Raw genomic sequence first — 14545 nt, 5'->3', positions numbered from 1 at the left:
CTAGCTCTTGTCCTTGATGACCCGCAGATACTCGGCCTGCTTGAACCGGACCACCACCGCCTCCATGAAGATGCGGACGAGCAGCATCTGCACCAGCCAGAGCACCGGCGTCGCGACGATGAGGATGAGCCCGCCCAGCCAGAACTCCGTGGAGACCAGCACCCAGAGACCGAACAGGAGGATGCCGAGACATTCCAGGGAGATCAGCAGCAACGACAGGACATAGGACGTCTTGGCGAGCTTCGGGGTCACCAGGGCGTTGAAATCGGTGTCCAGGAGCGCGCCCAGCAGGCCCTTCTCACCGGATTCGGCCGGAGCCCACGGCTGCTGGGCCGCGCCGGGGACGCCGGGCGCCGGCTGGCGCGGGCCGGGGACGGGCGCCGGCTGCTGCGGACCGGGCGGTGGACCGTACGGTCCCCCCGGCGGGCCGGGGGCCTGCGAGCGCGGTGGGTGACCGGGGTCCGAAGGATTCGTCATTCGCCGTCGTCTCCAGTGTGGGGCCTACAGACAGACTCTAGAGCCTGACGCGGCCGCCCGCCCGGGACGGAAGGCACGCCTCACCGGGCGTGCCGCGCCTCTCCCGGACACCGCCGCCGCGCCCGCCGCAGGATGACCACGTCGCGAGCGGGAGCACCTAGGCCGGTAAACGGCGGAACCGGGAGTTCAGCACCACCTCGGGCGGCCCTTGGCCGAGCACGGAGCGGTGCTCGCCTCTATCCCGGGTGACAGGGCGGGGACGCTCCGGGCGCGTTATCGTGCCCGAGGCTCCCGATGAGCGCCGGAATGGGCGAGGTGCGATGGTCGCGTTGGTGTTGCTCCTGGTCGGCCTCGCCGCCGGCGTCCTCTTGGCCCCCATGGCGGTGCCGTTCACCGGCCCCGTCGACTGGACGCGGCGGACGGCGCTCGGTGCCGCCACCGCCTGCGTCTTCGGAGCCATCGGATGGCGGATCGGAGCGGAGCCCGTCCTCGGCGCGCTGCTCTACCTCGCGGCGGTCGGGGCGCTGCTGGCGTTCATCGACATCAGGGAGAAGCGGCTGCCGGACCGCTTCACCCTCCCGTCCTACGGCATCGCAGCCGCGCTGCTGGCCGTCGCCGTCCCGTTCACCGACGACGGCCTGCGGCACTTCACGCACGCGCTCATCGGCATGGCGGCGCTCTTCGCGCTGTTCGCGCTGCAGGCGCTCGCCGTCCCGTCCGGCATCGGGCTCGGGGACGTCAAGCTGTCGGGCGTGCTCGGGCTCTGCCTCGGATGGTTCGGCGGGCGCGCCTGGATCACCGGCCTGCTGGTGATGTACCTGATCGGCGGCGTCATCGCCGTCGGCGTGCTGATCGTCCGCCGGACGCGGAAGGGCGAATTCCCGTTCGGCCCGGCGATGCTCGCCGGGACCCTCGCGGCGGTGCTGGCGGCCACCGGATGAACCCGGTCACGCGCAGGGGTTCTTCCGGCCGGCCTTGACCCCTCCTCCGATCTTGTTGATGGCGGGCGGGGTGAAGCGGCCACCCGCCTTGCCGAGGACGAGACGGACACCGCCCGCGGGCGCGCCGCCGTCGGCGGTGAGGACCGCGTCGGGGAGCGCACGCGCGAGCACGGACGCCTGCGCCTCGGCGGACGGGGCGTAGACGAGCCGGGTCTCCGCGACGGGGGCGGCCTTCCCGACCGTCTTGGCGACCTTGAAACCGCGCTCCCGGAGCTGGCGCACCGCGTTGTCGACCGCCTTCTTCGGGGCGCCCGCGGCCACGACGGTGACGTTCACCTGCCCGGGCACAGGCAGGGCCTGCTGGGCGGGAGCGGGCGCGGCCGGCTCCGCGGGCAGGTCGTCGTCGCGGCGGACCGCCTCGAACAGCGCCTGGGCCCGCTCCCGGTTCCACTGCACGCGGTTGGGGTCCGGGGCGTAGCGCTCGACGGGCACGGTCACGAACCGCACCTGCCCGGCGTCCATCCCCTTCAGGCCGTCCGCGATCTTCTTCATGGTCGCCAGGTTCAGGTCGTCGTCGGTCGTCATCGACTTGGTCGCGGCCTTGAGGAACTTGTAGGTCTTGGCCGGGTCGGTGAGCATCGAGCCGCTGGTGGCCTTGTCGACGACGGCGGCCATGAACTTCTGCTGCCGCTGGATGCGCTCCAGGTCGGAGCCGTCGCCGAGCGAGTAGCGGGCCCGCACGTACCCGAGCGCCTGGGTGCCCTTCACCGTCTGCTTGCCGGCCTTCAGGTACAGCTGGGCCCGCGGGTCGTTGACGGGCCGGTCGACGCAGATCTCGACGCCCCCGAGCGCGTCCACCATCCGCTTGAACCCGGAGAAGTCGATCTGGACGAAGTGGTCGATGTGGATGCCGGTGAGGCCCTCCAGCGTCTTCCACGTGCAGGTCGGCCCGCCGAACGCGAACGCGGAGTTCAGCATGCCGAACTGCGCCGGGACACTGCCGCCGCCCTCCTTCTCGCACTTGGGCATCTTCACCATCGAGTCGCGGGGGAAGCTGATGCCGACCGCCTGGTCCCGGTTGGGCGACAGGTGCAGCAGGATCGTGGTGTCCGACCGCGCCCCGGTCACGCCGTCCGCGTACTCGGAGTTGTCACCGGCCCGCGTGTCGGACCCGAGCAGCAGGATGTTGAGCGACTTGTTGAGCTTCTTCGGACGGTCCGGCCCGAGGCGCCCGCCGACATGCTTCTGATCGATGCCCCCGACGATGTCGTGATAGAGCCACGCCGCCCCACCACCACCGACCAGCACGACGGCCAAGACCCCCACCGCCGCCCACCGCAAAACCCGCCGCCGCCGAGCCCGCCGCCCCGACCCACCACCCTCAGCACCCGTGCCCTCCGCCCGCGTGCCTTCCGCGTCCTTGGCTTCCGGCCCCGTGCCTTTCGCGCTCGTGGCTTCCGAACTGGAGCGTTCTACGGCCGCGCCTTCCGCTTCGTCGGTTTCCGGGCCCGTGCCCTTCGCGTTTGTGGCTCCCGAACTCGTGCGTTCTGCGGCCGTAGCGCCCGCGTCGGCGTCCCCTGTGCTCTCGGTGTCCGCGTTGGCGGCTTTAGAGCTCGTGGCTTCAGCGCTCGTGGGGTTCGTGGGTGCGGGTGGCGTTTGGGGGACGGGGGTGTTTGCGGCTCCCTGCGTGATGCTGCTGTGGGCGGCGGTGTCCCCCGCGAGATCTTCGCGGCCGGGCTCTTTGTCGCTCATTTGTCCAGTTTCGGGCAGGCCCTGTCCGGGGCGCGTGGTTTGGGGAGATCGTCAGTCTATGGAGGGAGCGGGGAGGGGTGGGGCTCTCCCTGTTCGATGCGCGGTCCGTGCTTTCGGTTGACCGCGCTCGACCGATCCGTCTGGGGGCGGCGGATTCCGTACGATCTGTCCCGTGGACGGAGGGTGGGTGATCGGCGGTCGGTTCACCATGCTCGACCGGATCGGGGCGGGCGGGACGAGCCGGGTGTGGCGTGCCTACGATCATGCGGAGCGGCGCTACTGCGCGGCGAAGCTCATCCGGTGGCAGGGGCGGACGATGCTGCTGCGGGCGATCCGGGAGCAGGCGCTGCGGCTGGCGCATCCGCATGTGGTGACGCCCTATGCGTCGTGCATGGCGGGCGATGACGTCCTGCTGGCGATGGACCTGATGACCGGCGGGTCGGTGGAGACGCTCCTCGGGGACTACGGGCGGCTGCCGCCGGACTATGCCGCTGAGATCCTGGATCAGGTGCTGGCCGCGTTGAGCCGCATTCACCGGGCCGGGATCGTCCACCGCGATGTGAAGCCGGCGAACCTGCTGATGGAGCCGAGTGCGGTCGGTGCGCCGCATGTTCGGCTCGCGGACTTCGGGATCGCGCTCGGGGACGACGGGCTCCGGTTCACCACGACCGGGTTCGTCGTCGGGACGCCCGGCTACCTGGCGCCCGAGGCGCTCGACTGGAACCGGCCCGCGCCGCGGCAGGACCTGTACGCCGCCGGGATGGTCGGCTGGCGGATGCTCACCGGCGCGGGCGACCCGGAGCCGAACCAGCGGATCGGCGAACCGCCCGCGGGGGTGCCGCCAATGCTGTGGACGGTGCTGTCCCATCTGTGCGACCCCGATCCCGCGCGGCGCTTCGCCGACGCGGACGCGGCGCGGCGGGCGCTGGGGTCGTGCCGCCGGGATCTGCGGTTCCCCGCCCGGACCCTGGACGGGGAGCTACTGCAGATCTTCGACCAGTTGGGGTCGCCTCCTCCTCATCGGAGGTAGGTGGGCCGGGTTCTCAGCGGATGGGGACGTTCGGGATCTTGCCGAAGGGGCCCGCGTCGAAGGTGACCGCTGTGACGGACGGCGGGGGAGCGGGGACGTAGAAGAAGCCGCGGTTCGCCGTGCCGGGCTCGGTTCTGAAGACGGCCCATCCGGGGTCGACGAAGCGCAGGTTCACTCTGATCTCTTCGGTGGGGCCCATGCGGACGCCGCGGTAGGCGGTGTTCGTGGCCGGGTCGATGACGGAGAACGCGCCGAACCGGCCGTAGGAGCCGTTCTCGCCCATGTAGCCGTCGGTGGGGAGCAGGGCCTGGGAGCCGACGTTCGCGATCTCGAAGACGGCGACGAGGTAGGCGCCGTCGCGGTAGAAGGGCTTGACGTCGATGCGCCGCTTCTGGTCCGCGATCCTGCCGATCTCGGCCGTGCGGCTCGCGACGGTCGGGCCGTCCGGGTGGAACGCGGCGGGGGCGCCGGTGCCGGTGCCGGGCCTGTCCTGCGGGGCGGTCTCGGTGGTCGTGGTCGTCTCGGTCGTCTGCTGCTTGATCTGGTAGGAGATCTCGACGCGGCGGTTCTTCTGGCGGGCCTTCTCGTCGTCGGCGCCGCCCTCCTCCGCCACCGGTTCGGTCTCGCCCTTGCCTTCGGCCTTGTACTGGTAGGCGGTGCCCAGGCGGGCCTGGAGCTCCTTCAGGACGACGTCGGCGCGGCGCTGTGACAGGGGAAGGTTGTAGTCGCTGGTGCCCTTGCCGTCGGTGTGCCCGGTGATGAGGATCGGCGGCTTGGCGGGGTCGGCCTTCGCCTTGGTCTCGGTCGCGACCTGGTCCAGGATGGCCTTCGCGCGGGCGGAGAGCGTCGCCTTGTCGAAGTCGAACAGCACGTCGGTGCGCAATCCGATGGTCTGTTCGCTCGCGCTCGTGCTGGTGGACTGCACCTCGCCCTCGGTGAGGCTGTAGAGGTCGTATGTCCGGCCGGCGGCGTTGCCGTTCTGTTCGCGTGTCTTGAACGCCACCGTGGCGCCGGGGCTCGGGGGCGTTGCGTCGTCCACGACGGGTGCGGTGGGACCGCCCTCGCCCTTGCCGTCGACGACCGGGACGCCGGTGAACTCGCCGGCGGTGGTGGGGGTGATCACCGTGATGGTCCGCACCGACTCGGGGAGGCGGGGGAAGGCGACCACCGTCTCGTACCGGACGCCGGGCCGGACCGTGGTGAAGCGGAGGTCGCTGCCGACCGTGTTGCCCTGGCCGTCGCGGTCGTAGAGCGGGCCGTACGCCTTGTGGCCGACCGGGTCGACGAGCGTGAAGTTCAGCTCGCCGAACGCCGTCCCCGCCGCCGAGGTCGCGAACGAGTACGACTTCGGTTCGCGCTCCGGGTTGGTCAGGTATAAGCGCAGCACCGACCGGTCGCGATGACGCTCGACGGCCCGCACCTCGATCCGCGAATGGCCGCCGCCGAGCGCGGACCAGGCGTCCTTGATCGCCGGCCCGGAGTGGGGGCGGCCGGTCTCCGCGGTGCCGCGGCTCGCGGGGGATTTGTCGCCGGAGTCACAGGCGGCGACGAGGACCAGCGGGATGGCGGTGAGGGCCGCGAGCGCGCCCCGGATGCCTGTCATCGGGATACCTCTTTCCTGTTCGACGGTCAGGCTGAGCGGGGTGACGAGCGGGCCTCAGCCCTTCTCGTAGGTGATTTCTACACGGCGGTTCTTCGCGCGGCCTTCGGGATCGTCCTTGCCGCCCTGCTCGTTGGGGGCGACGGGCTTGGTCTCGCCGTAGCCCTTCGCCTGGACGCGCAGCTCGGCCCCGCCGAGGGCGTCCTGCAGGGCGGCCTTGACCGCCTCGGCGCGCCGCCGGGACAGGGCGAGGTTGGAGCCCGGGTCGCCGATGGAGTCGGTGTGCCCCGCGACCTGGACGGCGCCCTTGGCGTCGCGCAGCCGCGGCGCGAGGCCGGCGATGCGGCGGCGGGCGGTGTCGGTGAGGGTGGACTCGCCGAAGTCGAACAGGACGTCCGCCGAGATGCGGACGGTGACCTGCTCGCCGTTGGCGTGCTCCTCTTCCAGCGGGACCACGGCCTTGGAGAGGTCGATGTCGCTGACGGCGGCGCCGGCCTCGATGGGCAGGACGCTCTCGGCGAGGTTGTCGTCGGGCACGCCGGGGTCGGCCCCCGCGGCGGCGGGGACGGCGAGCAGCGTCGCGAGGGCGGCCGCGATCACGGTCGTGCGGCGCATGCGGTTCACCGCTCGACCGGGATGTTGCGGAACGTGGGCCACGACCCGATCTGCACGTCGATGGACTTCACGTTCTCGGGCGGGGCCGCGAACGTGAAGAAGTGGGACGTGGGCTGGTCGTTCGTCATGTGCGTGAAGATGTCGTCGGTCTCCAGCTCCTTGCCGCCGGAGTCCTTCACGACGACGTAGCGCTTGAGGTTGACCGGGTCGATGAGCGAGGTGCCGAGCCCGCGGTCGCCGTTGAGCCCGTAGGCGTTGATCCGGCGGGGCTCGGCGCCGGGGACGTGCGGCGTGAACTGCACGGTCAGCGTGGCCAGCTTGCCCTTCGCCTTCAGCCCCATGATGGCGATGTCGACCTTGGCGCCCACCGCCGCCGGGCTGTCGAAGGTGCCCTGCACCACCGGCTTCGCGGTGTTGTCGAAGCCCGCCTCGACCGCCTGCACGTCCGCGCCGGCGGCCGACGACTGGGCACCGGACGATGAGGCGTCGTCGCCGCCGACCGCCGAGCAGCCGGCCAGGAGCAGGACCGCGGCGGTCGCGACCACCAGGCGATGGGTCAGGCGCATGGTCGGTCCTTCGGTTCGTCGCATATGCAAAGGCTTCCGTGGCACCATGGCATCAGGAGCCACGACAAAGTGTGCGGACGTGAATATAGCGTTTGCATTTGCGAATCGTCAAGGGGGTGGACGGGGTGAGCGTCGCCGAGGACACGGTCGCCCGGAACCGCGCGCTGCAGATCGAGTGGTACGGCGAGCCGCTCGGTGATCGCGTCCGGCCGCTGCTCGACCGGCTCGGGCTGTCGCAGTCGGGCCTCGCGGGCGTGCTCGGGCTGTCCGCGCCGATGCTCTCCCAGCTGATGTCCGCCCAGCGGGCCAAGATCAGCAATCCGGCCGTGCTGCACCGGCTGATGGCGGTGGAGGAGTTCGTCGCCGACCCCGCGTTCAGTGAACTGCCGCCAGCGGCGGTCAAGGCGCGGCTGGAGGAGATCAGGGGAGAGGCGGCACCGACCACGTCCGGCCTCCGCATGGCCGCCGACGGCGCCCCCGAGGAGGCCGCCCCGAAGGACGCGCGGGCCCAGGAGCGCGGGACGGCGGAGCCGGCGCGGCTGGTGCAGGCCCTCCTGCGCGAGGTCGCGTCCGCCGCGGAGATCGACGCCGCCGCCGACCTCATCGCCGACCGCTTCCCCGAACTGGCTGAGGTCCTCCGCGTGTACGGGACGGGACGCACGAGCGAGGCCGAGGCGCACTTCGCTCGTACCGTACTCGGCCGGATGCTCGGCGACCGCTAGGTCATTCCTAGGCGTGCTCGTCTCGATTCCCCTGCGCCATAACGACTGGTTATGGAACGCGGGCGGTGCGATGGGGGCGCAACCGGGCTAAAGTCTGTGGTCAGGCTCACATACGGGTCTCCCTGTTATGTATGTCACAGCTCGTCAAGTGTGGCGTAGGGTCGCTTCGCTGGAAGCGCACACGAGGCGTCACCGCCCGCATGCGGCACGGCCTCCGGCCGCCCGCCGGGGAGCCATGCCCGGTGGTTCGGCGCGACGGCGCGAGGGAGGCCGCCGGCGGGCGCGACGGCAAACCGGTGCGCGCGGACCGTGGTACGGGGACACGACGACCCGAGCTCAGGAGAGCGATCGATGAGCACTGTGGAGGCGCCCGTCAAGACGCGCGCCCAGATCAAGGAAAGAACGCTCCGCAAGGACAACTGGCGGCTGTATCCCGTCACGACCTTCGTTATCTTCACGGCCTGGGTGGTGTACGCGACGGTCCGGGCCTTCTGGGGCGCGGCGTTCTACGTGCCGGAGTTCCACTACCTGACGCCGTTCTACTCGCCGTGCCTGAACGAGATCTGCAACAACGTGACGGTGAACGGGCACACCGGCGACGCGGCGGAGTTCGGGACCTTCCTGCCGGCGGGCACCCGCGGCTGGATCCCCTTCGCGGCCATCTCGCTGCCGTTCCTGCTGCTGTTCCGCCTGACCTGCTACTACTACCGCAAGGCGTACTACCGCTCGTTCTGGGCGTCGCCGTCCGCGTGCGCCGTCCGCGAGCCGCACGGCAAGTACACCGGGGAGCGCCGCTTCCCGCTGATCGGCCAGAACCTGCACCGCTACTTCTGGCTCGCGGCCGTGCTGATCTCCCTCATCAACACCTACGACGCGATCCGGGCGTTCCACGGCAAGGACGGCGGCTTCGGCATCGGGCTCGGCACGCTCATCCTGGTGGCGAACGTCGTGCTGCTGTGGCTCTACACGCTGTCGTGCCACTCGTGCCGGCACATCGTCGGCGGGCGGCTGAAGAACTTCTCCAAGCACCCGTTCCGGTACCGGATGTGGGGCTGGGTGTCCAAGATCAATGAGCGGCATGGCATGTACGCGCTGATCACCCTGGGCTCGCTGGTGGTGGCGGACGCCTACATCGCGTTCGTCGCCGGCGGCGTGTTCGACGACCCGCGTATCTTCAACTGAGGCCAAGGAACATGACTGAGATCGAGAGGCACTCGTACGACGTCGTGGTGATCGGTGCCGGCGGCGCCGGGCTGCGCGCGGCGATCGAGGCGCGCCTCCAGGGCAAGAAGACCGCGATCATCTCCAAGTCGCTGTTCGGCAAGGCCCACACGGTGATGGCCGAGGGCGGCGCGGCCGCCGCGATGGGCAACGTCAACGCCAACGACAACTGGATGGTCCACTTCCGCGACACCATGCGCGGCGGCAAGTTCATGAACAGCTGGCGGATGGCGGAGCTGCACGCCAAGGAGGCCCCGGAGCGGATCTGGGAGCTGGAGCTGTGGGGCGCGCTGTTCGACCGCACCAAGGACGGCAAGATCAGCCAGCGCAACTTCGGCGGGCACGAGTACCCGCGGCTGGCGCACGTCGGCGACCGGACCGGCCTGGAGCTGATCCGCACCGCGCAGCAGAAGATCGTCGCCCTCCAGCAGGAGGACAAGGCCGAGCACGGCGACTACGAGGCCAACCTCAAGGTGTGGGCCGAGACGACGGTCACCCGGCTGCTGAAGGACGCCGACGGCAAGATCTGCGGCGCGTTCGGCTACGTCCGCGAGACCGGCAAGTTCGTCGTGTTCGAGGCGCCCGCGGTGGTGCTGGCGACCGGCGGCATCGGCAAGGCGTTCAAGGTCACGTCGAACTCCTGGGAGTACACCGGGGACGGGCACGCGCTGGCGCTGCTCGCCGGCGGGACGCTGCTGAACATGGAGTTCGTGCAGTTCCACCCGACCGGGATGGTCTGGCCGCCGTCGGTCAAGGGCATCCTCGTGACCGAGTCGGTCCGCGGCGACCGCGGCGTCCTGCGCAACAGCGAGGGCAAGCGGTTCATGTTCGACTACATCCCGGAGGTCTTCAAGGACCAGTACGCCACCTCCGAGGAGGAGGGCGACCGCTGGTACGACGACCCCGACAACAACAAGCGCCCCCCTGAGCTGCTGCCCCGCGACGAGGTGGCCCGCGCGATCAACTCCGAGGTCAAGGCGGGCCGGGGATCGCCGCACGGCGGCGTGTTCCTCACGGTCGTCGACCGGATGCCGGGCGGCGCCGCCGAGATCGTCAAGCGGCTGCCGTCGATGTACCACCAGTTCAAGGAGCTGGCGGACGTCGACATCACCAAGGAGGCGATGGAGGTCGGCCCGACCTGCCACTACGTGATGGGCGGCGTGGAGGTCGACCCGGACACGGGCGCGGCGAAGGTGCCCGGCCTGTTCGCGGCGGGCGAGGTGTCCGGCGGCATGCACGGCTCGAACCGGCTCGGCGGCAACTCGCTGTCGGACCTGCTGGTGTTCGGGCGCCGCGCCGGCCTCGGCGCGTCCGAGTACGTGGACGCGCTGCCCGCGCGTCCCGCCGTCCCGGACGCGGAGGTCGAGGCGGCGACGGCGGAGGCGCTCGCGCCGTTCGAGCGGGAGGGCGGCGAGAACCCGTACGCCGTCCACGCCGAGCTGCAGCAGACGATGAACGAGCTGGTCGGCATCATCCGCAAGGAGGAGGAGCTGAAGCAGGCCATCGAGGCCCTCGGCAAGCTCCGCGAGCGGGTCGCGAACGTCAGCGTGGAGCCGGTCGCGGTCAACGACGGCCGCGGCTACCACCCGGGCTGGCACCTCGCGCTGGACCTGCGCAACATGCTGCTGGTGTCGGAGGCGGTCGCGAAGGCGGCGCTGGAGCGGCAGGAGAGCCGCGGCGGCCACACCCGCGACGACTACCCGCAGATGTCGGCGGAGTGGCGGAAGATCAACCTGGTCTGCGCGCTCGCCGGCGACCCGTCCGCCCCGCACGTCGAGCTGACCCGGCAGCCGCTCGTGCCGATGCGCGAGGACCTGCTCGAGCTGTTCGAGAACGACGAGCTGAAGAAGTACCTGACCGCCGAGGAGCTGCCGAAGGGGCTGGCCGAGGAGGTCGAGACGGAGCGGGCGGAGGCCGCGGCCGGCTCGGGCGCGACGGCCGCCGGCGCCGCGGACGACGAGGAGGACGACCGATGAGCTACGAGGCCAAGTTCAAGGTCTGGCGCGGCGACGACGGCTCCGGCGAGCTCGCCGACTACACGGTCGAGGTCAACGAGGGCGAGGTCGTCCTCGACATCATCCACCGGCTGCAGGCCACGCAGGCGCCCGACCTCGCCGTCCGGTGGAACTGCAAGGCGGGCAAGTGCGGCTCGTGCTCGGCCGAGATCAACGGCATGCCGAAGCTGCTGTGCATGACGCGGATGTCGACCTTCGACCCGGACGAGACGGTCACCGTCACCCCGATCCGCACGTTCCCCGTCATCCGCGACCTCGTCACGGACGTCTCGTTCAACTACGAGAAGGCGCGGGAGATCCCCTCGTTCGACCCGGGCGACGCCAAGCCCGGCGAGCTGCGCATGCAGCAGGTGGACGTGGAGCGGTCGCAGGAGTTCCGCAAGTGCATCGAGTGCTTCCTGTGCCAGAACGTCTGCCACGTCATCCGCGACCATGAGGAGAACAAGGAGAGCTTCGCCGGCCCGCGCTTCCTGATGCGGATCGGCGAGCTGGAGATGCACCCGGCGGACCAGGCCGACCGGCGCAACATCGCGCAGGACGACCACGGCCTCGGCTTCTGCAACATCACCAAGTGCTGCACCGAGGTCTGCCCCGAGCACATCAAGATCACCGACAACGCGCTGATCCCGATGAAGGAGCGGGTCGTCGGCCGCAAGTACGACCCGGTGGTGTGGCTCGGCAGCAAGCTCGGCATCGTGAAGAAGGGCCAGGACACCCCGTCCGCCTGAGCGAGGCCCCCGGACGCCCGGCGTCCGGGTCTTTCGCGAACGTCCCCCGCCGCCCCGCGCGACGGGGGGCGTTCGCGTTTCCGCCGCTCTCCACCGCGGGGGCGGCGCTCTGGCATGCGGCGCTCCCGAGGTACGGCGGGCGGCGTGCCCCCGGACCGCCGCCCGCCGTCCCGCCGTTCCCCGTGGACGCCGTGGACGCCGCTACGGCCCTCCGGTCGCGCACGCCGGGATCCACCCTGACGCACATCCGTCCCCCGGAGTAGGGAATAGTGCACAGAGCGCGTGATTGAACCGTGATTCCCTCCCGGGAGGCGGGCGCCCCCGGATCCCTTTAGCGTTATGGCGTGACCGCTCTCGAACCGGGCTCGTTCCTCGCCGATCTCACCGCGGCGGAGCGCGCGGATCTGGAAGCACGCTCCCGCGTCCGCGAGTTCGAGCGGGGCGACACGCTCTTCTCCGAGGGGGAGGAGCCCGGCTGGGTCGCCGTCCTGCTGCGGGGGCGGGTGAAGGCGTTCTCCTACCGCGAGCAGGGCGGCGAGGCGCTGCTGGCGGTGCGCGGGCCGGGCGCGCTGCTCGGGGAGGTCGCCGCGATCGACGGGCTGCCGCGGTCGGCGTCGGTCGCCGCGCTGGAGCCGGTCCAGACCCTCGCGATCGGCGCCGACGAGTTCATGGCGTTCCTGCAGGCGCACGGCCGCGTCTCGATCCTCATCATGCGGATGCTGTGCCAGCGGTGGCGCGACGCCGACCGCAAGCGCGTCGAGTTCGGCATGTTCGACGCGACCGGGCGGGTCGCGCAGCGGCTGGTCGAGCTGGCGGAGCGGTTCGGCGTGCCGTACGTCCCGCGCGGCGGCGCCGACGAGGCCGGGACGGGCGGGGAGAGCGTGCGCATCACGCTGAACCTGTCGCAGGAGGAGCTGGCGGGCTGGGTCGGCGCGTCGCGGGAGGCGGTGAGCAAGGCGCTGCGGACGCTGCGCCGGCACGGCTGGATCGAGACGGGCCGCCGGCGGCTGATCGTCCACGACCTCCAGGCCCTCCGCCGCCACGCGCGGTAACCCGGGTCGCCGGGCGTGGACGCGCTGGCCGTACTCTGTGCAGGATGCAGCTACAGCAGCTCGCCTACTTCGTCGCGGTCGCGGAGGTGCGCCACTTCACGCAGGCCGCGGAGATCCTGCGGGTGGCGCAGCCGTCGCTGTCCAAGCAGATCCGGGCGCTGGAGAGCGAGCTGAACGTCTCCCTGTTCCGGCGCGCGCGCGGCAACATCACCCTGACGCCCGCAGGTGAGGCGCTGCTGCCCCTGGCCAAGCGCATCCTGGCGGACGTCGACACCGCGCGCCTGGAGGTGCAGGAACTAGCCGGTCTCAAGCGCGGCCGGGTGCGGCTCGGCGCCACGCCGTCCCTTTGCGCGGGCCTGCTGGCGGACGTCCTGCGCCGCTTCCACGACACGTACCCGGGCATCCAGCTGATCGTGGAGGAGGGCGGCTCCCGCGATCTCGTCCGGGAGCTGACGCGTGGCTCGCTCGACCTCGCCCTGGTCATACTCCCGCTCCAGGGCGATCCACCGCTGGACACGACCCCGATACTGCGCGAGTACCTGGTGGTGGCGTCCCCGGCGGGGACGGGGACGCCCGCGCAGCTGCCGCGCCGCTCGTACCTGCGCATCGAGGACCTGCAGAACCGCCCGCTGGTGATGTTCCGTCCCGGATACGACCTGCGGGAGGCGACGATCAGCGCGTGCCGGGCGGCGGGGTTCGAGCCGAAGTTCGCGGTCGAGGGCGGCGAGATGGACGCCGTGCTGCGTTTCGTCGAGGTCGGCCTCGGCATCGCGGTCGTCCCGAGCATGGTCCTCGCGGGGCGCCCCGGCCTGCGCGGGACGCCGCTCGTCCTGGCCGACGAGGAGGCGCGGCGGGGGCGCCACGGTCCCGGCCTGCTCCGCACCATCGCGCTCGCCCACCGCAAGGACGTCGAGCTGACCCACGCCGCGCGCGCCTTCCAGGAGACCTTGGAGGTGTTCCTCGCGGAGGCCGCCGAGGCGGGAACGCTCCCCGCGGGCGTCGAGAACCTGGTCGACGCCAAGTAGCGGTCAGGCGGTCAGGATGTCGCGCAGGACGCGGCCCCGGACGGTGTTGTCATCGCCTTCCGGCAGGTGCCAGGGGCAGGCGATGTCCAGCGCGGCCACGCGGCCGGTCGCGATGACCCGGCGGACGGACGCGATCACCGCGTCGTAGGACGGGCCGCCGCCCACGGGGAACTTCATCCCCGGCAGGTCGTCCTTGTCGATGACGTCCAGGTCGATGTGCAGGAGCAGGGGACCGTCCGGCAGGACGACGTCGTCCACCGGGCACTGCCGCACTTGCGACGAGGCGAGGAACTCGGCCTCGGCCGGGTCGAGGTCGCGGGCGTCCACGAGGACGACGCGGTCCTCCGGCAGCGGGCGCAGGCCGAGCCGGTCGGGGAGCAGCGCGGTGTCGGTGCCGATGATCTGCCGCAGCGGCATGCCGCCGATGTATCCGGAGGTGGAGCTCTCCGCCGAGTGGATGTCGCCGTGCGCGTCGTACCAGACGACGGACGCGTCCACCCCGGCCTTCTGCAGCCCGGCGAGGACGGCCTCGGCGAGCAGGCAGTCGCCGGAGACGACCGCCGGACGGGTGCCGCCGGCGACCTGGTCGGCGACCTCGGCCGCGACCGGCTCGCACAGCGCCGCGACGCGGTCCCACACGTCGCCGTCCGGGAGGTCGCGGGTCACCGGGATCAGGTCGAACCCGTCCAGGGGGAAGGACGTGTCGGGGAGCCGTTCATCCTGGTGGTACGGAACAAAAGTGATCACGTGACCACAGTAGAGCAGTAGTACGGCCCCGCCCGGTACTCCGAGCGGGGCCGA

Annotated in this window: 14 protein-coding genes; 8 read left to right on the top strand and 6 right to left on the bottom strand. The window is 71.2% G+C overall.

Features of this window, described 5'->3' with window-relative positions; genetic code table 11:
- A complete protein-coding gene (locus AB0K34_RS09780; protein WP_138636899.1) occupies window positions 1-477 on the bottom strand; it encodes a DUF4282 domain-containing protein in 477 nt (158 codons plus the stop codon).
- Window positions 478-797: 320 nt separating this feature from the next.
- Here AB0K34_RS09780 and AB0K34_RS09775 point away from each other — a divergent pair, with 320 nt between their 5' ends.
- The gene (locus tag AB0K34_RS09775; protein WP_301175228.1) at window positions 798-1418 is read left to right on the top strand and encodes an A24 family peptidase; all 621 of its coding nucleotides are present in this window, start codon (window positions 798-800) and stop codon (window positions 1416-1418) included.
- A gap of 6 nt (window positions 1419-1424) precedes the next feature.
- On the opposite strand, the gene AB0K34_RS09770 is transcribed toward AB0K34_RS09775, so the two are convergent.
- Complete coding sequence (locus AB0K34_RS09770; protein ID WP_301175229.1) at window positions 1425-2744, bottom strand: LCP family protein; 1320 nt, start codon at window positions 2742-2744, stop codon at window positions 1425-1427.
- A 598-nt stretch (window positions 2745-3342) separates the two neighbouring features.
- Here AB0K34_RS09770 and AB0K34_RS09765 point away from each other — a divergent pair.
- Entirely contained in the window at window positions 3343-4200 is an 858-nt protein-coding gene (locus tag AB0K34_RS09765; RefSeq protein WP_301175230.1) for a serine/threonine-protein kinase, read from the top strand.
- A 13-nt stretch (window positions 4201-4213) separates the two neighbouring features.
- Here AB0K34_RS09765 and AB0K34_RS09760 read toward each other — a convergent pair whose 3' ends face one another.
- The 3 genes from AB0K34_RS09760 to AB0K34_RS09750 are packed head-to-tail and all read right to left on the bottom strand — an operon-like array spanning window position 4214 to window position 6981.
- Entirely contained in the window at window positions 4214-5803 is a 1590-nt protein-coding gene (locus AB0K34_RS09760; RefSeq protein WP_301175231.1) for an OmpA family protein, read from the bottom strand.
- A 54-nt stretch (window positions 5804-5857) separates the two neighbouring features.
- Entirely contained in the window at window positions 5858-6415 is a 558-nt protein-coding gene (locus AB0K34_RS09755) for an OmpA family protein (protein ID WP_301175232.1), read from the bottom strand.
- A gap of 5 nt (window positions 6416-6420) precedes the next feature.
- On the bottom strand, window positions 6421-6981 hold the full coding sequence (locus AB0K34_RS09750; RefSeq protein WP_301175233.1) for a hypothetical protein: 561 nt from the start codon (window positions 6979-6981) through the stop codon (window positions 6421-6423).
- 98 nt (window positions 6982-7079) lie between these two features.
- On the opposite strand from AB0K34_RS09750, the gene AB0K34_RS09745 reads away from it, so the two are divergent.
- The 6 genes from AB0K34_RS09745 to AB0K34_RS09720 all read left to right on the top strand — a co-directional run bounded on the left by AB0K34_RS09745 (window position 7080) and on the right by AB0K34_RS09720 (window position 13744).
- Window positions 7080-7703: a DNA-binding protein gene (locus AB0K34_RS09745; protein ID WP_301175234.1), complete on the top strand. Its 624-nt coding sequence runs from the start codon at window positions 7080-7082 to the stop codon at window positions 7701-7703.
- 351 nt (window positions 7704-8054) lie between these two features.
- The gene (locus tag AB0K34_RS09740; protein WP_301175235.1) at window positions 8055-8885 is read left to right on the top strand and encodes a hypothetical protein; all 831 of its coding nucleotides are present in this window, start codon (window positions 8055-8057) and stop codon (window positions 8883-8885) included.
- 11 nt (window positions 8886-8896) lie between these two features.
- The gene (locus tag AB0K34_RS09735) at window positions 8897-10900 is read left to right on the top strand and encodes a fumarate reductase/succinate dehydrogenase flavoprotein subunit (RefSeq protein ID WP_301175236.1); all 2004 of its coding nucleotides are present in this window, start codon (window positions 8897-8899) and stop codon (window positions 10898-10900) included.
- Window positions 10897-11667: a succinate dehydrogenase/fumarate reductase iron-sulfur subunit gene (locus AB0K34_RS09730; RefSeq protein WP_138638110.1), complete on the top strand. Its 771-nt coding sequence runs from the start codon at window positions 10897-10899 to the stop codon at window positions 11665-11667. Before AB0K34_RS09735 ends, AB0K34_RS09730 begins: the two co-directional genes overlap by 4 nt.
- A 344-nt stretch (window positions 11668-12011) precedes the next feature.
- Window positions 12012-12719 (top strand): Crp/Fnr family transcriptional regulator, encoded by a 708-nt coding sequence (locus AB0K34_RS09725; RefSeq protein ID WP_138638111.1) that lies wholly within the window; start codon window positions 12012-12014, stop codon window positions 12717-12719.
- Between the two features lie 44 nt (window positions 12720-12763).
- Window positions 12764-13744, top strand: coding sequence for a LysR family transcriptional regulator (locus AB0K34_RS09720; protein ID WP_138638112.1), 981 nt, complete (start codon window positions 12764-12766; stop codon window positions 13742-13744).
- 3 nt (window positions 13745-13747) lie between these two features.
- Here AB0K34_RS09720 and AB0K34_RS09715 read toward each other — a convergent pair whose 3' ends face one another.
- On the bottom strand, window positions 13748-14491 hold the full coding sequence (locus AB0K34_RS09715) for an arginase family protein (protein WP_301175237.1): 744 nt from the start codon (window positions 14489-14491) through the stop codon (window positions 13748-13750).
- Between the last annotated feature and the right edge of the window lie 54 nt (window positions 14492-14545).

This window comes from Actinomadura sp. NPDC049382 (genome assembly GCF_040677125.1).
Classification (GTDB): Bacteria; Actinomycetota; Actinomycetes; order Streptosporangiales; family Streptosporangiaceae; genus Spirillospora; species Spirillospora geliboluensis.
Note: the sequence above shows the minus strand (reverse complement) of the source record. Positions and strands in the feature narration are given on the sequence as shown.